This is a genomic window from Chitinophaga pinensis (assembly GCF_007896845.1).
In the GTDB taxonomy this organism is placed as follows: Bacteria; Bacteroidota; Bacteroidia; order Chitinophagales; family Chitinophagaceae; genus Chitinophaga; species Chitinophaga pinensis_C.
Genome location: NZ_VOHS01000057.1, coordinates 1 through 21,837, shown reverse-complemented (window position 1 = coordinate 21,837; position 21,837 = coordinate 1). Strand labels below are relative to the sequence as shown.

The following is a 21,837-nucleotide window of genomic DNA, read 5'->3' as shown; positions in this document are numbered from 1 at the left end:
TATACATTGATGCACTATTCTAAAAAGGATTGAATGGACACAACATTTCAGGCAACATTTACTGCCGCCGATATACTGGCACAACTCGATGCCTACGCAGAGAAGTTTGAGTTCCCTATGCTCGACAATGGCTATGTCTATCTGGCTGATTCCCGTTTATCCGTTTACGGAGACAAGGAAAGATGGGTCTTGCTGGTTGAACTGGTAGGATATAATTATCGTGCGGGAGGCCATAACGGTATTGAAAACTGTCTTTACTTTTTTGGCAATTGTCTGCCGTTTCCCCCCGGTATACAAAACTTTAACTTCCTGTTGGCGACAGACGACAGTGAAGACGGACCTACTTTTCATCCGGAGGACAGAGACAGACTTCACCCGGAAGCCGTATCAATGCTGTTGAATGGCGAAAAGATCCCTGTTTCGCAGGATTCTGCTTATTACAATGCCCGTGGCGTGGAATTGAAGGATGCAACAGCCATTCGTATATGGGAGTTGTTACGGGCGCTCATCGTTGATCACAAAGAAGGATTTCTGGCGCAGGAAGAGGAGATCAGGGTCAGGATTCCGAAAGACCTGCCACTGATATTAAGACTGGATGAATGGCATCATAATGACCTGGCAGGAGAGGAGATGCCTTCTGCTGTAGAGACTTTTCAGCTGATTGCAAAGATGCTGGAGACAGGCGATCCGGCGTGTTATCAACCCGTAAAGGCGGCTAATAACCACTGGAAGAACTGGCCGGCCGGCGGTAACCTGTAAAAAATGCTTCTTAATAAAACATAAAGCCCGCCTGGAAAGGCGGGCCTTATTGTTTAAATATACATCCTGATCGTCTATCGATCGTCTATCCGGTATTAATTCCAACCACCTCCGAGCGCCTGATAAATATTCACCAGTGCATTCATCTGCGCTTTCTGTGTTTCTATCAGCTCAAACCTTGACTCCAATGCATCGCGCTGGGTCAGCAATACTTCCATATAATCAGCTCTCGCTGATTTGAAGAGATCATTTGAAATATTGATGGATTGCGACAAAGCAGCTACCTGTTGCGATTTCAGGTCATAGCTCTTCTGCAGGTTCTGCATCTTAGACAGCTGATTGGCTACTTCAACATACGCATTCAGAATACTTCTTTCATAGTTATATACTGCCTGTATCTGTTTGACGTTTGCGCTGGCATAAGCGGCCTTTATAGCGTTCTTATTCACCAGCGGTGCTATCAGATCACCTCCGATGGAATACAACAGAGATTTTGGCGTTTTGAGCAGGTATGCCGGATTAAAAGCCTCATAACCCAGTGCCGCTGAAATACCCAATGAAGGATAGAATTGCGCTTTGGCTACTTTTATATCCAGTCTGGCAGCTGCCAGTTCCAGTTCTGCCTGTCTGATGTCCGGACGATTGGCCAGCAACTGCGAAGGCATACCGGGGTGTATCGTTGCCGGCAATGACTTCCCAAATGCGTCATCATTTCTGGCAATCGGCTGCGGATAGCGTCCCAGCAGGAAATTGATCCTGTTTTCTGTTTCCGTGATCTGCTGCTGGATATCATATTGCAGACTTCTCGTCTTCAATACCTCTGCTTCGAATTTACGCACCGCCAGTTCTGTCACTCTTGTTGCCTCTTTCTGCACTTTCACAATTTCCAGTGCGTTATTCTGGATCTCGATATTCTGTTTTACGATGGTCAGCTGATTATCCAGAGCCAGCAATTCATAGTAAGAATTCGCGATTTCAGCAATCAGCCCTGTCACCATAAAGTTCCTGCCCTCAACGGATGCCAGATACCGGGAAACAGCAGCTTTTGTCGCATTATGCAACTTGTGCCAGATATCGATCTCCCAGGTGGCGTATGCAGCTACCAGATAGTTTGGGAGAGGATCCGGCATTTCTTTTCCGGGTTTGATTTCTGTGGTCGCATCACCGGCGCCCTGACTGGTATAACGGCCTACTTTCTCTACTTCAGCGGCACCTTTAATACCCACAAATGGCAGGTATTCCCCTTTTCTGGCCTTTATCTCATTCCGGCTGATCTCAATCTCCTGCAGGGTAATGTTTAACTCCTGATTATGTTGTAACGCCGTATCGATCAACGCAGCCAGATAGGGATCTGTAAAGTATTCCTTCCATTTGATGCCTGCAATATTGGTCGTATCTGATGATGCATTATAACTCGCAGGGGTGTGCTTATTTTCGGTTTTTTCGACCACATTGGGGATGCTGCAGGCCGTGAATCCCAGCACAATGCAGCCTCCCACGATATATCTGTACTTTTTTCCTTTAAACATTGTGTTCAATTTCTTCAGTTAGAGGAAGCTCTTCTTCATGTTTCACCAGCTTGTGTTTCTCCGCTATTTTACCGAAGAAATAGTATAGGCCCGGCACGAGTATCACCCCGAAGATGGTTCCGAAAAGCATACCACCCGCAGCTGCTGTACCAATTGTACGGTTACCGATGGCACCGGGACCTGTAGCAAATACCAGTGGTATCAGCCCCGCGATAAAGGCGAAGGAAGTCATCAATATCGGACGGAAACGTGCTTTGGCGCCTTCTACCGCCGAACGGAATACTGATTCTCCTGATTGATGTTTCTGTACCGCAAATTCTACGATCAATACGGCATTCTTACCTAACAGACCAATCAGCATCACCATACCTACCTGTGCATAGATGTTATTTTCCAGTCCCAGTAATTTCAGGAAGAGGAAAGCACCAAATACGCCTGCAGGCAGTGAAAGCACAACTGCCAGTGGTAACATGAAACTTTCATATTGCGAAGCAAGGATCATATATACGAATGCAAGACAGATCAGGAAGATAAATATCGCCTCATTACCGCGTCCTACCTCGTCTTTGGTCATACCTCCCCAGTCAATGTCATAGCCTCTTGGAAGGGTTTGTTGTGCGACTTCCTGAATGGCTTTGATCGCGTCACCACTGCTATATCCTGCGGCAGGAGAACCTTTGATCGCAGAGGAAGTGAACATGTTATAACGGGTGATCTCATTCAGACCATATACCTTTTCCATCTTCATAAAAGTGGAGAATGGTACCATCTCGTCATGGTCGTTTTTCACATACAGTTTCATGATATCTTCCGGCATCGATCTGTACTGTGGACCTGCCTGTACCATCACTTTGTAAAGACGGCCATAGCGGATAAAGCTTGTCTCATAGTTACTACCGATCAGTGTAGACAGTGTCTGCATCGCGTTGGCAATGGTTACGCCTTTCTGTTGTGCGATTGCGTTGTCAATATGCAGCACAAATTGCGGATAGCTGGCGCTATAGAAAGTAAACAGGGCTGTTAGTTCCTTACGTTTCTTCAATGCTTCTACGAAATCCCTGTTTACGGCTTCCATTTTCTTATAATCGTTGGTACCGGTTTTATCGAGCAGGCGTAAGTCGAAACCACCTGCAGCACCATAGCCGGGAACAGCTGGCGGCTGGAAGAATTCTATCACAGCGCCGGGTATATCTTTGGCTTTCTCTTCCAGTTCTTCAATGATCTCCTCTGCGGAATGTTTACGTTCTGCCCAGCCTTTCAGGTTGATCAGACAGGTACCGGAGTTGGACCCTGTACCTTCTGTCAGTATCTCATAACCTGCCAGTGAGGAAACGGATTGTACGCCATCGATCTTTTCTGCTATCTTCTGTAATCTGTTGGAGATCTCGTTGGTCCTTTCCAGTGAAGAACCGGGAGGCGCCTGAATCACCGCGTAGATCATACCCTGATCTTCAGCAGGGATAAAGCCCGGTGGAACCGTATTGCTAAGGAACCATGTACCGGCACAGAACGCGATCAGTACGCCGAAAGTGATAATCCTGCGGTTGACGATCCTGCGTAAGAGACGGGTATACCTTCCGGTGAGCCTGTCGAAGCGGTCATTGAACCAGTCGAGGAAACGGTTGATCGGTGTTTTCTTTTTTGGCTGTCCATGGGTGTTCTTCAGCATCATGATACACAGGGCAGGGGTGAGCGTCAATGCGATCACACCGGACAGTATAATGGCTGTTGCCATGGTGATGGAGAACTGTCTGTAGAAGATACCTACCGGACCAGACATAAAGGCTACCGGAATAAATACGGCGGCCATTACGAGCGTAATCGCGATAATTGCCCCGCTGATCTCATGGACGACCTGTTTGGTCGCTAAGTAAGGTGATAGATGTTCTTCTGCCATTTTCGCGTGTACGGCCTCAATTACCACAATGGCATTATCCACCACGATACCAATCGCCAGTACAAGCGCAAAGAGCGTAATCAGGTTGAGGGTGAGTCCGAGGAACTGCATGAATATAAAAGTACCCACCAGTGACACCGGTACGGCCAATGCCGGAATAAGTGTTGACCGCCAGTCTCCGAGGAAGAGGAATACCACTATACCCACAAGTATGAAGGCTTCTACCAGTGTATGTAATACCTTTTCAATAGAGGCATCCAGAAATTTGGATACGTCGTAACTGATCTCATAATCCATCCCTTGTGGAAATGACCTGGACTTGATCTGTTCCAGTTTTTCCTTTACTTCTTTGATGACCTGACTGGCATTACTACCGTAATATTGTTTCAGGACGATCGCGGCAGAAGGACTACCGTTCAGATCCGAGTAAATATCGTAGAACAGGCTGCCGAATTCAATATCTGCAACGTCTTTCAGGTGTAGTAGTTCTCCGTTGGGATTGGCCCGCAGGATGATATTTTCATATTCTTCCTTCGTACTAAACCTACCCGGATATTTCATGACGTATTCGAATGCCTGCGAACGTTTACCAGAGCTTTCACCCGTTTTACCCGGAGAAGCTTCCAGACTCTGTTCATTCAGTGCTTTCATGACTTCTTCTGCCGAGATCTTGTAGGCCAGCATACGATCCGGTTTCAGCCAGATACGCATCGAATATTCTCGGGTACCAAGGATACGGGCGCTACCAATCCCTTTCAGGCGGGAGAGTTCCGGGAGGATATTGATATCGGCAAAGTTGTACAGGAACCTCTCATCAGTATGTTTGTCTGTACTGTGCAGGTTCACGTACATCAACATTGCCGGTTGCTCGAGACTGGTCAGCAAGCCTTCGCGTATCACCAGAGGTGGCAGTTTGTTGATCACTTTTGCGATACGGTTCTGTACGTTTAATGCTGCGAGGTTAGGATCTGTACCGAGGTCAAATACCACCTGTATATTGGCTTCCCCGGTGTTGGTTGCATCGGAGGTCATATATTTCATGCCGGGTACCCCGTTGATGGCTCTTTCCAGTGGGATAATCACTGTTTTCACCAGCAGTTCACCATTGGCGCCGGGATATTCAGCTGTCACTTTTACGGTTGGGGGTGAGATCGCAGGAAACTGCGTTACCGGAAGACTCATCATGCCCAATACCCCCAGAAGGACTATAATGAGCGAGAGCATTATAGAGAGGACGGGCCTTTTAATAATATTACTGAACATGTTACATGTATTTTAATGGTTACACTATTCCGCTTTTAGTCTGAGGTGGGTAATGACAGTGGCGGGATCCTGGAATTGATAGGTGATTTTGTCATTGTCTTTCACTTTCTGTACACCTTCCAGCAGTATTCTGTCATTTTCTGTCAGACCGCTTTTTACCACGAAGAGATCGGGCATTTGTGCTTCAATAGCGACTTCTCTTGATTTCAGCACATTGTTCTTATCTACCACAAATACATATTTCTTGTCCTGAATCTCATAGGTCGCTTTTTGCGGAATAATGAGTGCATTTTTCAATGGGACGGTCATGAGTACTTTACCGGTTTCACCATGTTTCAGGAGTTTATCCGGATTAGGAAATTTGGCTCTGAAGGCGATATTACCCGTCTCATTATTGAATTCACTTTCAATAGTTTCAACAACGCCGGGATATTTAAACTGCTCGTTATTGGCTTCCAGCAGATTTACTTTCGTTTTGGCGCCGTTCTGTTCACTGTTTTTGTAGTCCAGATATTCTGGTTCTGATACATTATAATAGACAAACATTTCACTGTTATCGCTCAGGGTGGTGAGTAATTCACCTTCATCTATCAGACTACCCAGTTTGAGTGGCAGTCTGTCGATATAGCCATCAAACGGAGACCTGATATCTGTAAATGCAAGGTGTACTTTGGCGAGGGACATTTCTGCGTTGGCTTTCTCCAGCCTGGCTTTTGCCATCGCCAGTTCGTTGGGAGAAACGACGTTTTTGTCTGACAGTGCCTGTGTATTCTGCAATTCAATCTCTGCGGCTTTTGCTTCTGCCTGAGCCTTTGCCAGTTCTGATTCATAGATCTTCGGCATGATCTTAAAGAGGAGCTGTCCTTTCTTTACGAACTGTCCTTCGTCAATGAGAATATTTTCCAGATAACCTCTTTCCTGTGCTCTTATTTCAATGTTCCGGACAGAGCGGATCTGTGAGACATATTCCTTTGTGACGGAGGTATCCATCTTAATAGGATTGGTAACAAAAAACTTGCTGTCGCCTTCTTTTTCTTCGGCTTTAGATGGTTTGCAGCTGGTATGGCAAAGCAATGCCCCCAGGCCCGTAAGCATGACAATTCTTTTCATGGTAATGTTGCTTTTTTCAGCGCGGTATGTTGGTTCGGATAATTGTGTTTAAGTGATGTATATTATGTAATACACAAGCGCATTCCTTATAGACGATGCTATCGGACGTTATTGAGTAAAATAAAATGAACATGTAAAACCGGACAATCACAGGGATATAACCGGGCGTGGGCAGATCAGATCCTGATTACAAGAAATAGTATGTAGCGATCTGCGGGAAGACAGGATAGCAGCTTATTAGAGGGTAAGCCTTGTATCGTTTGATGGGAAGAATGATCAGTAAAATAATCAGCAAAGAAAGCAGTAAGATCACGGGGTATTTCGAGGGCTTTTCTGAAGGCAGTGACATCGTCATCTTCTTCATTGTCGGCGGCGAATATCTTTATATAATTCTTCTTCGATTTGCCGGGTGCGTGTAATTTCCTTTGCAGGCCGTGTCTGTGAGAAGTGGTTGCGAGATGCAGATAGTCCGGATTCTCAAATGCTTTTCTCAGGGTATAGCTGATATCCTCGTAGCTCGTATGAGCATACGATTGGTGATATACGCCAATCAGGAGAAAAAACAGCGTGAAAAAAAATCCAGTTAACCCCTTTTTCATCAGATGCTAAAATTATATAAAGTTGGTTATATAGACAAGCCTGTATTTTATAAACGGAAAAAAGTATGGTTATAAGTAGTGTAGATTTTAGTGAGCAGGCGGTGTAGCGCGACTTTTGGGAGATGGAGAGGATATTGTCGAATTATAGTATAAATCCGGGTTTATGGACGAACGGTTAGTTTTTGCATTAATTTCGCCTTGCGAATATCCCATACTAACGCTAAAATTACATATGAAAAGACCATTGCTGATTTTTTTGCTGACCCTACTTTATGCCTGTGATTTCTCAGGACCTTCTCTTGCAACAGAAAAGGAACGGAAAGCTGCAATGCAGGCAGCTGTTTTTGACCAACAGATCATTAGCGGCGTGAGTCGATATAATGACTTGCGGGACTTTTTACTCAGATATGCAGACACTATTCTGGCATACAGAAATGCCAGTAATTATGTCATTGAAATCGGTGGTAATACAACAGATACCGTTCTGCAATCCAGTGAATGTTATACTTTTTTTCAGGGCAATGCTAATAATGATATTACAAATGTGCCTGATTTTCTGAAACTGAAATTAGACAGTCTTTATCATGATCTGGGAGAAGGAAATGTGATGAGTTTCACTATTTGTGAAAATAAGAAATTGAATATTCAGGTTAAAAATGAAACTGTGGGTAACGGTTTGTACATTTCTCATGAATTGCTGTGGAATGATAAAATAAGGCGGGACTATGGGTTTGATGATAACCGCGATTCATTAATTGCAGAAAACTGTATATATCGTTTGGGATTGAGGGAGGAACACGGACATTAATTGTCTGATCAATAAAAATAGAAAGGGCCATTCGTCATTGCGGATGGCCCTTTCTATGATATCAGCACGTTTGCTTATCTCATAATACTATTCACTTCCTGAATAAAGCGTTCTATCTTCTGTGTGTTCCTGAAAGACGCCAGCATCAACACCCTTTCCTTATTCTCTCCCGGTTTCTGAAAATACATATGTACTTCCGTACCGGAATACAGCCCATTATACGTTTTGCGTATGGTCTGGAAGGTCACAAAATGTTCAAAGGGATGCTGGTGATTACCCAGTCTGATGGGGCTTTTTCTTTCAATCATACGGGTGCCGGTATTGAAGGTCACCTTTGTAAAAGCAGCTGCGATCAGTAACACGCCGAATACGATAGGACCGGCGGTCATGAGTATTTTTCCGATGAGCTGCAGGTCTTTCATCCATGCTGCGGATGTACATTCATGAATGCCCAATGCGAGACAGGCGACACCAAATATCAACAGGCCTATCTTGCTTGTTTTCAGGGTGTATACACCGCCATCCGGGATGAAATACTTAAAGTCTGTAATTGTTTCCAGCTTTTCCTGTGGCAGAGGATCTACTGCATCGAGGAACTGATGGATCAATGGAACAACCTCCGTACTGAATGCAACCGCATTCTTGTCCGTGTCTTTGCTATATCCTGAAGAAAGCGTAATACCGCGGCCATATTTATGGGCTTTGGTAAAGAGGCGGAAACTAAAGCCACCGGGACGCTGGGTAACAATATTAACGCCTTGTAATTTGTTGAAGGGGATGTTCCGGATAGGAATGAAGCCAAACAACATTTTCTTCATGACACCGTTCGTACGGTCGAATACGATATACGTAAAACCACCAAGGAAGAACAGGGCAAGTGTAATAAACAGGAAAGATGCAAAGGGGACTGTCCCAACAATGTTTTGCTCGCCCATCGCCCGGAAGGCGATAAAAAGTCCGGCGAAGATCAGGGCTAATACGCCTGCTAAAATAAAAAGGAGGCCAAAGGGTTGGATAATGATCCTGTCGGATTCAATTTTCCAGCGGGTTTTTGTGATAGACATAAAGATGGTTTAAACGAACATTACTTACGTAAAGATATAGTTTATAGTTTGATAATACTACCCGTAGCGGCCTCAGACCGTCTGATACAACTTATCTGACTGTTTTACAATGTCTTCGCGTTATAAGCCTGCTTTTTGTCGTAAAATGCCTGTTGTCTGTCTCAATCACCCCGCATGAGGCATGCCGTCATCCTGTAGCTTTGTATCATAAATAATCACACTGTTATGAGAAAGATTATCGTTACGATGTTTATGACTATGGATGGCGTATTACAGGCTCCGGGTGGCGCTGATGAAGATACTTCCAACGGCTTCGGATGGGGAGGCTGGTCTTTTCCTTATGGAGATGATATGACGGATCAGAAAATGGCGAAGATCATGTCAGAGCCATATGATCTGTTATTAGGCAGACGTACCTATGAGATATTCGCGGCCTATTGGCCATACCATCAGGATAATCCTATCGGAGAAATGTTTAACCGTATTCAGAAATACGTTGTAGCAACAACGCCTGTGGATCTCTCGTGGGCGCATTCGACATTGATCAGTGAGGATGTTACTGAGGCCCTGAAAAAGCTTAAGAATGAAGATGGGCCTTCGTTGTTGGTACATGGCAGCAGCAGACTGGTACAAACGTTACTGGCGGAGCGTCTGATAGATGAACTGCATATGTGGATACACCCTATTACGTTGGGAAAAGGCAAGCAATTATTTCAGGAGGGGACGCATCCACAGCAATGGAAGCTGGTGGAGACCGTGATCGCTGCTACGGGAATGATCATAGCAAGTTATGTTCCGGATGGAGAAGTACAGGTAGCCCCAATACCGGACGATGACATAAGTGAAGCAGAGATAGCGAGAAGAGAGAAACACGCGAAGGAGTAATCGTATTACTGTCGCTGAACGGAGCGTCGCAACGGCTGTTGCATCGCGAACGAATGCTTGCTGCACCTATAAAGCATATAATATTCCCATCTTCAGGTCATACGTTGAGAGACTGAGCTTATTTAAACCGGTTTCTTTCAGGATGTAGTTGGTGAGGATGGCTGCGATCACGATCATATCCACTCTTAATGAGATCAGTCCTTTCATGTGGGTTCTTTCTTCATGAGTAGAGGCAATCAGCCGGGATGCCAGTTCTTTGTAGCCGTTGATGTCAAGCGGCATGGCAGCAACATCAGTAAGTTCTTCACCGTTGTTAAGCATAGCAGCGAACGATTCAAAGGCGCCTGCGGAGCCAATCAGCATTTGTGGCTGGTGTGTTGCGCAGACTGTCTTCAGTTCCTGCAGGGTGTTGTCGAGGAGGTCAGTAATGGATTGCTGTTCTGTCTCACTCATCGGATCGGAGTGAAAGTAAGCCTGCATCAGGCGTGCTGCGCCGATATTATAACTCTTCTTCCAGATCTGTCCTTCTTTATTACACAAAATAAACTCTGTGCTTCCTCCGCCGATATCCATCACGAGTGAAGTCTGTTGGATGATGCCTGTAGCCCGCACACCATTAAATATATAGGCGGCTTCTTCGTCACCGGTGATGATGTCAATCTGAATACCAATTTCGCGTGCGCTGTCAACAAAGTCCTGACCATTTACCGCACTTCTTACTGCTGATGTGGCGGTGGCTTTTATCAGCGTTGTATGATGCGCATCTATGATGCTTTTGAAGTCTTTCAGGGTATTGATCCCTCTTTCAAAAGCTTCGGGAATGATCATGTTTTCGTTGATACGGCCCTGGCCCAATAAAACCGGAACGGTGGTTTGTAAAGGATCTTCCTCTCCTGAGCGGAAACATCAGCAATGATCAGGTGGAAGGTATTGGTGCCGAGATCTATGACAGCAGCTCTCATGTGATGGATCAGTTTATTGTAAAGCGATTGATTAGTTTGTTCTGTGGTGATCGTTGGTCAGGCGGAGAGTTGTAATGTTGCGATGGCTTCTTCCAGTTTCATCCGCCAGGTGGGATGGATGGTAGTATCATTGGCAGATTGTTTATGCAGCTTTTTCAGATCGGGAAGGAACTCTTTGGTACCCAATTCTGTAATTGCTTCAAACAACAATGTACCGGCGTCGCCCCGTTGTAATTCTTTGCGGATAAGGTCCTGTACACGAAGATCTTTGCGTACTGCGAGTCCTACGATCGCCTCCATACGCGTATCTTCATTCCCATCATTTGTTCTGGCCCAGAGGGCTTCCCGGATGGCCTTATTGTTTCTGTTGATCTGTGATCCGAGTGCAAATGTTGCCCAATCACGGATATCACTGTCTTTATCGGCGGAGAGTGTGATCAGTGTATCAATAGCGGCGGGTTTGTCTACGCCTTTGAGTGCGCAGGCAACGCCAAAACGGATGACTGCATAACGATGTGTTTTTAATGCGGCGATTTTTTCAGCGCCTGTGTTATCCATGCCGTTATTGTTGTGACCGATCGCATGCAATAAGGATTCGAGTACTTTCAGATCGGTTTCTTTTGGAAGGATACGCAGGTAGATCGCCAGTGTTTCGGATTGAAAGGGGCGTTCCATGCCGCCGAGCTGGGAAAGGACATCTATCCCTATACGTCTTTCGCGTTTTTCGGACGATTTTACAAGGGTGGCGCAACGTTTGAATACGGCTTTCTCAGGGCGGGCACACAATGCTTTGATATTATCCCAATAGGTACGGGTGGACTGGTTATTTATTAACCGTTCGAACAATTTGTCATTAGTCCAGTCATTTCGGCTCATTCGCAGAAGGTTGTTTGGAATGCGAAGGTACTTGACTTTTATTTCTTTATATGGTTAAAAAGTGGTAAATTCTTTTAAATAAAATCGGCTTGAAGATATGCTTATTGTATACTTATCTTACGCTAATGCTACGTTATTAACGTAGCACTAGCGTAAGATGAAGCTTATCAGACTATAGACAGAGCGATATTAACTACGCTTAGTCTCCTACGGAGGTATCTGAATTTTCCTTTATCGCGTCGTATTTTTCACACCAGTCGATCCAGAACTCCACATCAGGATGCAGTGGCGCGATATTTTCTTCTCCCCGGAAGGTATGGGAAGAACCCGCTTTGATGATCAGCCAGGTTTTAAAATCGTGCATCCATTCCTGCCAGAAAGCGATATCACCACGTTCATGATACACATAGTTCCATAAAACAGGCGCCCGTTCACGCAGCAGGTGCAGGGCTTCGGTATTATTTTCTTTGGCGATGGCAAGCATGGCAGTAGCCACTTGTTTTAATGACGCTTCTTCTTTTTCATCTACAGGAAGGAAGTATTTCGCATTGATACCCAGTGGCTGCATCCGCTCTATGACAATGGGTACTTCATTGAGATGCATACCGGCAAGAATATAGGATCTTGTACCAATGTCCAGTCGCAGTAATGCACCTTCTACGGAAAGTAGTTCTTCGTTCTCGGCGCAGATGAAGGCTCTGTCGATCGGTTTCTCCTCATAAATGTCATTCAGTTCCGGACTATACCCCCAATTATATTCTGTTACTACATTCAGTTCTTCTTTTGTTTCAGCCAGAGGCGCAGCGGTAGAAACTTCTGCGATCAGGCCGTTGGAGAGCAATCCATCCAGCAATGCGACTGAATGTATCGATTCAGGACTTTGTGCAAGGCCGCGTTCTTCACTTTTTTCAGCGAATGTAGTGTAGACATAGGCGAAAGGAAAGAGGGCGCCATGCAATACGCGTGTAAATACTTCATTGGCAATTCCACGGAACTCCTCGTCATCCTGGTTATTTCTGAATAGCCAGATCAGTCCCCAGAGTTCTTCATTATTGATGACTTTGATGTGTCTGTTATTCCAGCGTACTTTTCGGAAAATGATCGCCTCAACAGCTGTAAACTCTTCTGCGATCCAGCTTCTCCATTTAGGTTGTGCCGGTACCCATTCCTCGTTGGCGTCCTCCACGAGTGTAGTGATGGTCTCATCCTCTTCCATATACCACATGAGGCTGCGGTTCTTTTCGCTGTTGATCGCGATCATTGAAGAAGCAACAGGAGCGCCGTCGTCGTCGATGTATCCGCCTCTGTCTACCTTAATATACCAGCCGTCCTCACTGAAGGCAAAGGTGGGAGACTGAGGGCCGAACAGGGGGATATTCATCAGGTTGGCAAGATCCTCTTTCGTAACGATGTTACGTGTTGGTAATTCCTTCAGCAAAGGTTTTTTCTCACGGATAACACTGTAATATACAAACCATTCTTCCTCATCAAACAGGTCTTCGATCAGTTTTTCTTTGATGATGTCTTTATCATTGTCATCTGTAAAATCGAGGATCTTTACATCAGCGAGGTGTGTAAAGTAGAAGTGGTAGTCGTCATTGATGACTACAGGACACCATACATAGGACTTGCCGTATAGTTCTCCGTGGTTGTAGATACCCATGATCATTTCTTCCACATCAATATAACCGGTGATGTAGATGAGCTGTCCGCCGACACACATGTTTTTCGCTTTGAGGTTACCCAATACGATCAGCGAGGTGGCACCATCTGTATCTTCACTGATGATACTGCCTTTTACATGCAGGTCGCCGAGGACAATGATACCCATGTATTCTTCGGTTACGAGGTCCAGTTCATCGAGGATGGTCCTGCCTTCATACAGGAGAAATTTCTCCTTTCCCAGTTCCTCTGCTGACTGTTTTTCAGCGATAGCGAAAGGGGGGGTGATCTCTTCCCATGTGGCGACTCTGGCGACAGGATTATTTGTAAAATGCGACAAGTGCTTCCGTGATATTGGCATCGCCGGCTATCAGTATCTCTGCACATCCGCTGGCCAGTGTATGACAGTTCAGGGAACCTTTTATCTGCAGGAAACAGGAATAGGTGTCAAGTTCGTAGTCAATGATGGTGCCATTGACGGTGAGGTTGCCATTTACAATGATACCGGCTACATTTTCTTCGTAGAAGAGATCGTAGAGATCAATGGATTCGTTCAGTACAGTATCTCCTTCATAAATTCTGACAATCAGGTCTTCTGATTCTTCCAGCAGGGATTCGAAGTCGGCAGCCAGGGAGTTTAACAATTCTTGAGCTATTGCGTCTTTGAGCAATAATGTTTTGAAGTTCACAGGATAAAAGTTTAATCGGGGGGTGAAGATAATGAGAAAGTTGATATGTAGTGATAGCGAAAAAAAAGCCCCGCGAAAATCGCAGGGCCTTGTCAGATATACAGTCAAACATTATGGCTACGATTTGCGCACATATTTTGTCAGGATCACAATGGTCTGGTCATTGATCTTTCCTTCGATCTGTTCTACGTTATCCGGCACGAGTTTAATCCTTCTCACGATTGTTCCTTTAGGCGCCATAAAATTGGCTCCTTTTACATTCAGGCCTTGTGTCAGTACAACAGTATCGCCATGCAGCAGTTCTGTGCCATTGCTGTCACGGTGTAGTTCTTTTACCTGAAATGCGCTTAACGCCCAATTACTCACAGCTTCGTCCAGTTCAACGGTATCTGTGATTTCAGATGCCCATTCCTGATCTTTGTGTTTGTAAAGCAGTCTGTAACTTAATGCCTGTACGCTGGGTTCTGCGTTCCAGATACTTCCTGCGAGACAATGCCAGTGCATAACGGCGTCAGGGTTTTCCATGGCGTCAGCGCAGGTCTGACAGATAGCCACTTCGTTTTCGATGACGTCATTATTTTAGGGCTCACTGCGAAAGCGATAACTGCTTCTTCAGTGGTGCAAAGTTCACAGGTACCGTTGCTACGGTCTTTTAAGGCAGGCGTAATAGTTGTGCTCATTTCAATGTATTGCGGTAAGAAAGCCGCAAAGTTAGCGATAAGAGCGGGGATATGACATACTTAATATCTATATCAGAACTGTCAAATGTCATTTTTTGGATGCGGGAGGAACCAGTAGGAGGAGTACTACATTACGAAATCTCCCCAGAACTTCACTTTTCTTACACCTGACTGGTCTTCATAGAGGAAGCTGGTCTTATACTCTTCGTTCAATACCCATTCCCACTGTTCATTTTCTACATCGTATCTGCGGTGACGTATATCGAGGTGTTCGTTAAACTCCTGCAGCAGATACTTTCTGAGGTCGAGGCCATAACAGACGATATCTGCACCCAGTACGGACAATACCGGCTTTCTTTCCAGTGTGGCATCTGCTACGAGGAAACGGTGTCCTGTCAGGGGAACGACTTTAGGGGCGGTGTTATATAGTTCGGTGAATATTTTTGTTCTGTCTTCGTCGCTGTCGGGTCTTTCTCCCCATGTTCTGTTTTGCCAGAAGCCCATGCGCAATACGTCGTCCAGAATGGTATTATAAGGGAAGTGCAGTTTTAAACGGATGGCTTCTTCATCTTCCAGCCAGTTAAACAGGAAGGGCTGCTCGTAGTAATCACCCCCTGCATTGTATATTCTTTCTTTGCGGTCGATGGTGTGTAAGATCTTCAGAAATGCTCTGTGTTCCGGTGTAAAGATTACGGAGAATTTTTCCTGCACCTGATCTATCTGTTCTTCTGTCATACCGATCCATTTTGCGCCCTGTAGCCACTCCGGACATAATTTTTCTCCAGGTGACGCATCTCTGTCCTTGTTCCAGTATGTTTCAGTATGTTTCTTAAACCAGTGAAAGAATTCCGTATAATCTGTTGGAATGAGTTGCATTTATTGAGTTCTGATTAAGCGTAAATTTTATTTTGATCTGTTTATAAGCTGACATCTGCAAGATCATAAAATAGTGCCTGCGCTTTTTACGATCAGTGTGCACATGAGGTATGTTCCAGTGGGCCGCATCCTTCGATGAGTGCTTAGAAAGAAAGAACCCGCGTAAGTGAATACGCGGGTTCTTTCTTTCTGAGTGAGGGTGTGGGTATAAGGCCACTGCGAGTCACTCGTTTATAAAGGATTTTACAGCTTAAAGTAATTTCCGGCCACTATTCAGTCTACCTTCTGAGCTAAGAATAAAAGATCATTTGCGGCAAAAATGCCGGGCGGCAAAGATATAATATACATTACATACTGCAAACAGATTTTGACTGATGTGGGTAACTAATCACATATCTTGCATAATATCACAAATACTGTTATCTTCCGCATCTCGTAAATCGATTAATAATGCATTCAAGAAGATCATTTCTCAAACAGGCGGGTCTCGCTACTGCAAGCGTTTTGTTGTTACCTTCACTGGCCAGCTTCGCCGGTTCAGGTAAGGTAAAGAAAGTGGGTATCCAACTGTATACGCTGCGTGACTTGTTGCCTAAGGACGTAAAAGGTGTTATCGGACAGATCGCAGCTGCCGGTTATAAAGAAGTTGAAACTTATGGTTATAATCCTCAATCCGGATTCTGGGGTCTTTCTCCTAAGGAGTTTAAAGCCCTGCTGAAGGCAAACGGACTGACTGCTGTAAGCGGCCACGTAAGTATCGATAAGTTTATCAAAGATGGTGATACTGCAGATCTGAAAGCCAATATTGAGGCATTAAAGATCATCGGTGCCGAATATCTGGTAGTGCCCTGGCTGGGAGAAGAGCTGCGTAGCAGTGCAGACGATTATAAAAAGATTGCAGCAAGACTGAATCAGGCGGCTGAACTGTGTAAAGCTGCCGGTCTGAAACTGGCTTACCATAACCATGATTTTGAATTTACGAAGTACGGTGATACAACCGGTTACGATATCCTGCTGGCAGAAACATCCCCCAAACTGGTGAAATTCGAGCTGGATCTCTATTGGGCAGTACATTCCGGTAACGATCCGGTTGCCTTATTCGAAAAACATCCGGGCAGATTCCCGATGTGGCACGTAAAGGATATGGACAAGGCTAACCGTGACCTGAACACAGAGGTGGGTAAAGGTAGCATTGACTACAAACGGATCTTTGCCAAAGCATCGACTTCCGGCATGAAGCACTTCTTTGTTGAACATGAGAATAACTACAAACCAGACGAAATAGGATCTATTAAGGAGAGCTTCCGGTATATCCAGCAGCATTTGTTGTCGTAAAGACATCTTCAATCGTCTAATTATAAAACATTTACGCGGATCCGTCCTGTGGTGTCTGACACGACAGGGCGGATTCGTCATTTTAGCTCAGTTAGCCGATACTTCACTCTTTCTGTCTTTAATTGGATTAAAAATCGTACCTTCAATGAATAGAAGGCTACTGCCTCGGCTTCTTCTGATTTAGGATTATTCTTATTTCTTCCTCAGTCTTCGCTTTTCCAGCTGCCATTTTCACGTATTAAAAAGTTGCAATTATGACTATTTACGTTGGCAATTTAAGTAGCCAGACTACAGAAAGTACTTTTTTAACAGCAGCTTTTACTACGATCATTAAGGCAAGCGCCCATGAGGAAAGGGCCGGCGCGTATATCAGTAATGTTTAGGTCTGTACCCGAAGATGTACAGATAACGTGTATATGATTTTATTTATATGTGGAAGAGTATAGTGCAGATCAGATATTTTGTCTATGTAGAAAGACTAAACCACATATCTTCAAAAAGTATCATGAGATAGCAGGTGCTATTCATTTTTATATTACTTCATCAGGCCGTAGAATGGCCGTCTGCGATATTGCAGGATCATTAAACCAGAAAAATATGAGTGAGTCCTTTTCCAAAAAAGAGTTAAGAAATAAAAAAGCTAAGGCTAAGCAAGATAAAGCCCAGAGAAAAGAAGAGCGCAAAAACAACAACAACAAGGGTAAGTCCCTTGAAGATATGTTGGCTTACGTGGATGAAAATGGTAATCTCAGTCCCGTTCCGCCAAGTGGGAATGCAGGAGAGATCGCTTTGAGTGACATTAATATTGGTGCAACTCCCCGTCCGGAAGAGGATCCCACCAGAACAGGAGTAGTTTCGTTTTTAACCTTTCTAAAGGATTTGGATTCATCAATGATGATAGTTCGAAAGAGAGCGTATTTTTTCACATGAACCAACTGGCGCAGCCTGTAAAGGAAAAAGACAGAGTATCTTTCCTGCGCGAGAAAGGTCCACGTGGATTTAATGCTATAAACGTTACGAAGATCAACACTGCTAAATAGCAGTGCTTCCTCCAAGGTATAATTCATATCCGACTGAGATTAACAGCCGGATATGAAATTATGTAATCCCTGCCATTCTTATAAAGCTGCAGCCAGCTTACTCAGGCTCAGCTATTCCCAGAAAGATCACCACACATCTCCCCCGGATTGTCGGCCACATCTATAACAGCTGAAGGCTTCCAGTTATTCATACACCACAGATTACCCGCACCGTCAATATTGGTGGACGTTAAGCGCATAATAGGCTGATGACAGCGCATACGCACACTGATCTTCCCTGCTTTTCCGTCTACAATGACTGGTCTGGTCTGCGTCCCATACAAGGGCTGACCATTCGCCAGCATGACCTCCGCTCCACCGGTAGGCACTGTGAGCAATCTGGCCGTTTCAGGACGTGAGGGGTCACGTAACATCGTTACGCCGAAAGGCCCTTTACATCAAGCGTCTCATCACCCGCGCTTTCAGATTTTTCATGCCCGAAATTGGCCAGAAAAACGGTTTGGTGCTGATCGATCTTTACTCCCCACGGCGCATAGGTATTGATATCATAATACCCCTTCACATGCGAAAGATCATGACTAAGTACAGTGGCTCTGCTGCTGGTAACGCCTACCACCACAACATCTCCATGGCCATTGATAGTGACCTGACGCAATGATTCAAATCCCCTGTGATCGTTCTCCGTGTCATGATAGTCACTGAACCACCCATTTTTAACCACCAGCTTTTTCCCTTCTAATGCCACCTTATAGACAGCTGACAGTGCACAGTTGTCCGGATTGTCTTTATCATAGTTACCAATACAGGACACATAAGCATTCCCTGCATTGTCCGGCGTTACATCAAAGATCTTCAGATAAGGTGTACGTGTCAGCGCAGGCTCAGACAGGAAGTGCTTCTTAACCGGAAACTGATCACAGATCACTACATTTTCTTCATCCGGTTCTCCTTTCAGGTATACAACTACAGCGCTGGGTTGACTTTCAAAAGGGTATACGCCTGTTTTGGCAGGGGCAAAGGGATCCTGACAACCAACAGAGGCCATCCAGAGGTTACCGGCTTTGTCATAGGCCATACCCTGTACGCGTGAAAGGCCGGCAGTATAACCATTCGACGGACTAACAGGCCGTCCGTCCTTATAGTAAAAACGGGAAATACTCCCTTCCTGCGGATTGTTCAATTCCGGTCCCCAGCCGAAATTCCCAAAGGAGATAAATTGTTTATCCGGATCTACTGCAACGCCAAATGCGACGCCTAATAGTCCGCCGCCCTGTACCGGAGAAAAGCTGGCAGGTGTTGCATCATACCTGTACACCGGACAATGCGAGCCGGAGAGGGCGCTACCCGCTCTGAAATTATTCGCCACCCACGCATTGTCATCTGCATCAAATACCACAAATGCGGCTCCTGCAGGAATGAAGTTCTTCGCTCCGGAAGTATTCGCTTTTAATGTAAGCGTCCATTGATCAGGAATCTTCTTTTCTGCCGGTACATGCATAGACGTAAGAGAGTCTTTATAGACCTCTTTTTTGTCGGCCAGCATCCGGAAGATCTCCGCAGCATGCGTACATGGGTCATACAACATATTGCGGAGTGCCTGAAGAAATTGTGATTAGGCTTGTCTTTTTCATGCCAGGCGTAATGCAGGAACTGATCGTAAAAATCCTTGTTCAGGGCTGTTTTTTCGTTTATCAGACAGTAGTAAAAGAGATTACAGAGCGAATTGAACATCGGGTAACTGTTGGTCTCAAAACCGTTAGGAGACTGTCTGATCATATCTGCAATGCCTCCCTCTGTCTGGTAAAACTGTTGTTTCATACCATAAGCGATCTTCATGTTCCGTTCTGTGCCACGCATATGCACCCAGCCCTCATCTCCGACAGTGGTCATGCGGGCAAATGTATAGATAGACGCGATAGCAGATTCCGGGCAGACACTGACATGATGTGAGACTGATGGCAGGTGAAAAGTGGCCAGCAGACTAATAGGCCTATCTTTGATGTTATGCAGCACATTGTTGTGCTGGTAACTGTAGATGGAAACGGTAACAGCAAAATACGCAGCGCCACCTGTATCGATATCAGCGTGGAAACTGCTGCCATTGAATGGGGTCTTATGATGGGAGATATGTCCATCGACTGCATTCACAATCTGGTAGGCGCCTGAGGTGATCACAACGTCTTTAACGTTCACATCAAATTGAACGGATCTGGTAGTCATAGTATATGCTTAGAGGTGTACAATAACGGGATTGGTAACATTCACATCGTAGAAACAAAAAAGGGCGATAAATCGGATTCAGCAATTTTGAGGGTAGTGAATCGAATTTCCGGCAACTAAATATAAAGATTATATTTGTAACAGCTTTCCCCCAAAAGACGGATATCTCTCAAACTAACCGTCATATCTTATTAAATTCCATGACCACAACGTTTTTGCAGCATTTATCTGTACTTCTAAATATTGGTTATGAAAAGAACTATTACCTGTTGCTACTGCTCATGTTGTTCTTTTACATAAGTCCTCTGGGGGCTAAACACCTTTTCATCAGGATATTTGATCAACATGACCATCTGATTGCCAAAGGAGAACTCATTGCCACCACAGATACGTCTGTGCAGCTCCGGAAAGGCAAAGCTTCGATTGAGATCCCTGTGAGGGACATTGGTACCATTAAAACAAAACGATCTTTCGGACATCCTATTTTAATCGGCGGTATTATCGGGACTCTGTCAGGCGCGATAACAGGTGCCGCCGGACATGAATCGCTTAATTCCGGCAGTGATTATTTCGACCTTGAGACTTCCCTCGGGGAAGATATGGCCGCCGTAGCGCTTGCAGGTGCTGTTGTCGGAGGCCTGATAGGAACCATTGTTGCGGCAACACAGAAGAGGAGCGTGCTGTATTGAACGGCAATGTAAATGAATGGCAGCAGCAAAGGAAAGTGCTGGATGACATGTTGCTAAAGCTGAGGGAAGAGCGTGCGCCTAAATAATCAGAACGTATTAAAAGACAATACCGTCTGGAATACACTACAACAGCCGGCACAGACAAAGCGGAAGATCATGCTTTGGATGGTGACAGCTGTTGTAGCTGGTTCCAGATGTCTCCTTAGCGGGAAAGCGCCCATGGATTATATTTGTTTTTGACTTGTCTGTAGACTAATTTACCGCCCAATAAGATTACCCTTACCGATGAATAGGATTTTTACGACTGTAATAGCAGTGCTATTGTTATTGCCCGCAGCTGCTATGGCTCATGGCAATGGTTAAACCCAAAACCCTCCGCTTATAGTGGCTTAAACGTGGTTTTTACGACTCGCTTACTGGTTTATTCTGCAGGCAGATGGAAGTCTGCTTAAACTGTGATCAGGGAGCGCATTGGGAAGTCAGCCAGCGTTTTTCAAGTGTGCAGACCATGGATCTGCACGATTCACTGGTATCATTACCAGTTATGGCGGAACCATCTATTTGAGCAGTGACATTGGCAATACCTGGGAAAGGAAATCTACCGGCAACGGAATTACTATTCCATGGCTGATATTGTGAGCCGGGATACGATGTTTATGGCCAATGATAATGGTAATATTTATCGTTCTGACGACCGTGGTGTGACCTGGCATTCATTCAATTGTGGTGTCAGGATCAGCTCCATCGAGTTTATCAATTCTAAGATCGGATTCGCAGGTGGTGTAAACAGCGTGATCCTGAAAACAGAAGATGGAGGCGCTACCTGGCAGCCGGTTTGTAACGTCATACCTTTCCTTCCAATACCACCGTTATCAGATTTTTAGATGTCAATAA

The 21,837-nt window shown here is 45.0% G+C and carries 24 protein-coding genes; 9 read left to right on the top strand and 15 right to left on the bottom strand.

Annotation, left to right across the window (positions count from 1 at the left end):
* The first annotated feature begins 33 nt into the window (after nucleotides 1-33).
* Nucleotides 34-759 (top strand): DUF7003 family protein, encoded by a 726-nt coding sequence (locus FEF09_RS27240; RefSeq protein WP_146308022.1) that lies wholly within the window; start codon nucleotides 34-36, stop codon nucleotides 757-759.
* A gap of 95 nt (nucleotides 760-854) precedes the next feature.
* Here FEF09_RS27240 and FEF09_RS27235 read toward each other — a convergent pair whose 3' ends face one another.
* The 4 genes from FEF09_RS27235 to FEF09_RS27220 form a co-directional block, all read right to left on the bottom strand.
* Nucleotides 855-2,288, bottom strand: coding sequence for a TolC family protein (locus FEF09_RS27235; protein WP_146308021.1), 1,434 nt, complete (start codon nucleotides 2,286-2,288; stop codon nucleotides 855-857).
* On the bottom strand, nucleotides 2,281-5,448 hold the full coding sequence (locus tag FEF09_RS27230; protein ID WP_146308020.1) for an efflux RND transporter permease subunit: 3,168 nt from the start codon (nucleotides 5,446-5,448) through the stop codon (nucleotides 2,281-2,283). The genes FEF09_RS27235 and FEF09_RS27230 overlap by 8 nt, the downstream gene beginning before the upstream one ends.
* Nucleotides 5,449-5,472: 24 nt before the next feature.
* Nucleotides 5,473-6,558: an efflux RND transporter periplasmic adaptor subunit gene (locus FEF09_RS27225; RefSeq protein WP_146308019.1), complete on the bottom strand. Its 1,086-nt coding sequence runs from the start codon at nucleotides 6,556-6,558 to the stop codon at nucleotides 5,473-5,475.
* A 176-nt stretch (nucleotides 6,559-6,734) separates the two neighbouring features.
* Nucleotides 6,735-7,157 (bottom strand): hypothetical protein, encoded by a 423-nt coding sequence (locus FEF09_RS27220; RefSeq protein ID WP_146308018.1) that lies wholly within the window; start codon nucleotides 7,155-7,157, stop codon nucleotides 6,735-6,737.
* A gap of 163 nt (nucleotides 7,158-7,320) precedes the next feature.
* Between FEF09_RS27220 and FEF09_RS27215 the strand changes: the two genes are divergently transcribed.
* Nucleotides 7,321-7,965: a hypothetical protein gene (locus tag FEF09_RS27215; protein WP_146308017.1), complete on the top strand. Its 645-nt coding sequence runs from the start codon at nucleotides 7,321-7,323 to the stop codon at nucleotides 7,963-7,965.
* 74 nt (nucleotides 7,966-8,039) lie between these two features.
* On the opposite strand, the gene FEF09_RS27210 is transcribed toward FEF09_RS27215, so the two are convergent.
* Nucleotides 8,040-9,029 (bottom strand): hypothetical protein, encoded by a 990-nt coding sequence (locus tag FEF09_RS27210; protein WP_146308016.1) that lies wholly within the window; start codon nucleotides 9,027-9,029, stop codon nucleotides 8,040-8,042.
* Between the two features lie 225 nt (nucleotides 9,030-9,254).
* Between FEF09_RS27210 and FEF09_RS27205 the strand changes: the two genes are divergently transcribed.
* Complete coding sequence (locus tag FEF09_RS27205) at nucleotides 9,255-9,914, top strand: dihydrofolate reductase family protein (RefSeq protein ID WP_146308015.1); 660 nt, start codon at nucleotides 9,255-9,257, stop codon at nucleotides 9,912-9,914.
* A 66-nt stretch (nucleotides 9,915-9,980) separates the two neighbouring features.
* On the opposite strand, the gene FEF09_RS27200 is transcribed toward FEF09_RS27205, so the two are convergent.
* The 7 genes from FEF09_RS27200 to FEF09_RS27175 form a co-directional block, all read right to left on the bottom strand.
* The gene (locus tag FEF09_RS27200) at nucleotides 9,981-10,742 is read right to left on the bottom strand and encodes an exopolyphosphatase (protein ID WP_261387824.1); all 762 of its coding nucleotides are present in this window, start codon (nucleotides 10,740-10,742) and stop codon (nucleotides 9,981-9,983) included.
* Nucleotides 10,739-10,876: a hypothetical protein gene (locus tag FEF09_RS32050; RefSeq protein WP_222597186.1), complete on the bottom strand. Its 138-nt coding sequence runs from the start codon at nucleotides 10,874-10,876 to the stop codon at nucleotides 10,739-10,741. The genes FEF09_RS27200 and FEF09_RS32050 overlap by 4 nt, the downstream gene beginning before the upstream one ends.
* Before the next feature lie 57 nt (nucleotides 10,877-10,933).
* Nucleotides 10,934-11,752: a hypothetical protein gene (locus FEF09_RS27195; protein ID WP_146308014.1), complete on the bottom strand. Its 819-nt coding sequence runs from the start codon at nucleotides 11,750-11,752 to the stop codon at nucleotides 10,934-10,936.
* Nucleotides 11,753-11,951: 199 nt separating this feature from the next.
* Nucleotides 11,952-13,754 carry a hypothetical protein gene (locus FEF09_RS27190; RefSeq protein ID WP_146308013.1) on the bottom strand — a complete coding sequence of 601 codons (1,803 nt, stop codon included), beginning with the start codon at nucleotides 13,752-13,754 and terminating at the stop codon, nucleotides 11,952-11,954.
* Nucleotides 13,735-14,103 carry a hypothetical protein gene (locus tag FEF09_RS27185; protein WP_146308012.1) on the bottom strand — a complete coding sequence of 123 codons (369 nt, stop codon included), beginning with the start codon at nucleotides 14,101-14,103 and terminating at the stop codon, nucleotides 13,735-13,737. The genes FEF09_RS27190 and FEF09_RS27185 overlap by 20 nt, the downstream gene beginning before the upstream one ends.
* 117 nt (nucleotides 14,104-14,220) lie before the next feature.
* Nucleotides 14,221-14,658 carry an alkylphosphonate utilization protein gene (locus FEF09_RS27180; protein ID WP_261387823.1) on the bottom strand — a complete coding sequence of 146 codons (438 nt, stop codon included), beginning with the start codon at nucleotides 14,656-14,658 and terminating at the stop codon, nucleotides 14,221-14,223.
* Nucleotides 14,659-14,909: 251 nt separating this feature from the next.
* Nucleotides 14,910-15,659 (bottom strand): hypothetical protein, encoded by a 750-nt coding sequence (locus FEF09_RS27175; protein WP_146308011.1) that lies wholly within the window; start codon nucleotides 15,657-15,659, stop codon nucleotides 14,910-14,912.
* Nucleotides 15,660-16,109: 450 nt separating this feature from the next.
* Between FEF09_RS27175 and FEF09_RS27170 the strand changes: the two genes are divergently transcribed.
* The 3 genes from FEF09_RS27170 to FEF09_RS35080 all read left to right on the top strand — a co-directional run bounded on the left by FEF09_RS27170 (nucleotide 16,110) and on the right by FEF09_RS35080 (nucleotide 18,034).
* Entirely contained in the window at nucleotides 16,110-16,994 is an 885-nt protein-coding gene (locus FEF09_RS27170) for a sugar phosphate isomerase/epimerase family protein (protein ID WP_146308010.1), read from the top strand.
* A gap of 432 nt (nucleotides 16,995-17,426) precedes the next feature.
* On the top strand, nucleotides 17,427-17,924 hold the full coding sequence (locus tag FEF09_RS32045; protein WP_222597182.1) for a hypothetical protein: 498 nt from the start codon (nucleotides 17,427-17,429) through the stop codon (nucleotides 17,922-17,924).
* On the top strand, nucleotides 17,882-18,034 hold the full coding sequence (locus tag FEF09_RS35080) for a cold shock domain-containing protein (protein ID WP_222597185.1): 153 nt from the start codon (nucleotides 17,882-17,884) through the stop codon (nucleotides 18,032-18,034). Before FEF09_RS32045 ends, FEF09_RS35080 begins: the two co-directional genes overlap by 43 nt.
* 107 nt (nucleotides 18,035-18,141) lie before the next feature.
* Here the strand turns inward: FEF09_RS35080 and FEF09_RS27160 are convergent, their stop codons facing one another.
* Genes FEF09_RS27160 through FEF09_RS27150 form a run of 3 tightly spaced genes read right to left on the bottom strand, consistent with a single transcriptional unit; the run spans nucleotide 18,142 to nucleotide 20,254 of the window.
* On the bottom strand, nucleotides 18,142-18,447 hold the full coding sequence (locus tag FEF09_RS27160) for a hypothetical protein (protein ID WP_146308009.1): 306 nt from the start codon (nucleotides 18,445-18,447) through the stop codon (nucleotides 18,142-18,144).
* 2 nt (nucleotides 18,448-18,449) lie between these two features.
* Complete coding sequence (locus tag FEF09_RS27155) at nucleotides 18,450-19,532, bottom strand: hypothetical protein (protein ID WP_146308008.1); 1,083 nt, start codon at nucleotides 19,530-19,532, stop codon at nucleotides 18,450-18,452.
* Entirely contained in the window at nucleotides 19,481-20,254 is a 774-nt protein-coding gene (locus FEF09_RS27150; RefSeq protein WP_146308007.1) for a hypothetical protein, read from the bottom strand. Before FEF09_RS27150 ends, FEF09_RS27155 begins: the two co-directional genes overlap by 52 nt.
* Before the next feature lie 200 nt (nucleotides 20,255-20,454).
* Between FEF09_RS27150 and FEF09_RS27145 the strand changes: the two genes are divergently transcribed.
* The 3 genes from FEF09_RS27145 (at nucleotide 20,455) to FEF09_RS27140 (ending at nucleotide 21,827) form a co-directional block, all read left to right on the top strand.
* A complete protein-coding gene (locus FEF09_RS27145) occupies nucleotides 20,455-20,943 on the top strand; it encodes a hypothetical protein (protein ID WP_146308006.1) in 489 nt (162 codons plus the stop codon).
* Nucleotides 20,944-21,379: 436 nt separating this feature from the next.
* A complete protein-coding gene (locus FEF09_RS33875) occupies nucleotides 21,380-21,508 on the top strand; it encodes a hypothetical protein (protein ID WP_261387822.1) in 129 nt (42 codons plus the stop codon).
* Nucleotides 21,509-21,566: 58 nt separating this feature from the next.
* Entirely contained in the window at nucleotides 21,567-21,827 is a 261-nt protein-coding gene (locus FEF09_RS27140) for a WD40/YVTN/BNR-like repeat-containing protein (RefSeq protein ID WP_146308005.1), read from the top strand.
* Nucleotides 21,828-21,837 lie beyond the last annotated feature (10 nt).

What these genes read in the sequence shown, in the direction of transcription:
- FEF09_RS27155 (WP_146308008.1), bottom strand. Translation starts at nt 19,532, where the DNA reads ATGCATGTACCGGCAGAAAAGAAGATTCCTGATCAATGGACGCTTACA.
- FEF09_RS27200 (WP_261387824.1), bottom strand. Translation starts at nt 10,742, where the DNA reads ATGATCATTCCCGAAGCTTTTGAAAGAGGGATCAATACCCTGAAAGAC.
- FEF09_RS27150 (WP_146308007.1), bottom strand. Translation starts at nt 20,254, where the DNA reads ATGACTACCAGATCCGTTCAATTTGATGTGAACGTTAAAGACGTTGTG.
- FEF09_RS33875 (WP_261387822.1), top strand. Translation starts at nt 21,380, where the DNA reads ATGGAAGTCTGCTTAAACTGTGATCAGGGAGCGCATTGGGAAGTCAGC.
- FEF09_RS27240 (WP_146308022.1), top strand. Translation starts at nt 34, where the DNA reads ATGGACACAACATTTCAGGCAACATTTACTGCCGCCGATATACTGGCA.
- FEF09_RS27220 (WP_146308018.1), bottom strand. Translation starts at nt 7,157, where the DNA reads ATGAAAAAGGGGTTAACTGGATTTTTTTTCACGCTGTTTTTTCTCCTG.
- FEF09_RS27235 (WP_146308021.1), bottom strand. Translation starts at nt 2,288, where the DNA reads ATGTTTAAAGGAAAAAAGTACAGATATATCGTGGGAGGCTGCATTGTG.
- FEF09_RS32050 (WP_222597186.1), bottom strand. Translation starts at nt 10,876, where the DNA reads ATGAGAGCTGCTGTCATAGATCTCGGCACCAATACCTTCCACCTGATC.
- FEF09_RS27210 (WP_146308016.1), bottom strand. Translation starts at nt 9,029, where the DNA reads ATGTCTATCACAAAAACCCGCTGGAAAATTGAATCCGACAGGATCATT.
- FEF09_RS27215 (WP_146308017.1), top strand. Translation starts at nt 7,321, where the DNA reads ATGGACGAACGGTTAGTTTTTGCATTAATTTCGCCTTGCGAATATCCC.
- FEF09_RS27160 (WP_146308009.1), bottom strand. Translation starts at nt 18,447, where the DNA reads ATGTTACGTGACCCCTCACGTCCTGAAACGGCCAGATTGCTCACAGTG.
- FEF09_RS27230 (WP_146308020.1), bottom strand. Translation starts at nt 5,448, where the DNA reads ATGTTCAGTAATATTATTAAAAGGCCCGTCCTCTCTATAATGCTCTCG.
- FEF09_RS27195 (WP_146308014.1), bottom strand. Translation starts at nt 11,752, where the DNA reads ATGAGCCGAAATGACTGGACTAATGACAAATTGTTCGAACGGTTAATA.
- FEF09_RS27205 (WP_146308015.1), top strand. Translation starts at nt 9,255, where the DNA reads ATGAGAAAGATTATCGTTACGATGTTTATGACTATGGATGGCGTATTA.
- FEF09_RS27170 (WP_146308010.1), top strand. Translation starts at nt 16,110, where the DNA reads ATGCATTCAAGAAGATCATTTCTCAAACAGGCGGGTCTCGCTACTGCA.
- FEF09_RS27225 (WP_146308019.1), bottom strand. Translation starts at nt 6,558, where the DNA reads ATGAAAAGAATTGTCATGCTTACGGGCCTGGGGGCATTGCTTTGCCAT.
- FEF09_RS27140 (WP_146308005.1), top strand. Translation starts at nt 21,567, where the DNA reads ATGGCTGATATTGTGAGCCGGGATACGATGTTTATGGCCAATGATAAT.
- FEF09_RS27175 (WP_146308011.1), bottom strand. Translation starts at nt 15,659, where the DNA reads ATGCAACTCATTCCAACAGATTATACGGAATTCTTTCACTGGTTTAAG.
- FEF09_RS27145 (WP_146308006.1), top strand. Translation starts at nt 20,455, where the DNA reads ATGACCACAACGTTTTTGCAGCATTTATCTGTACTTCTAAATATTGGT.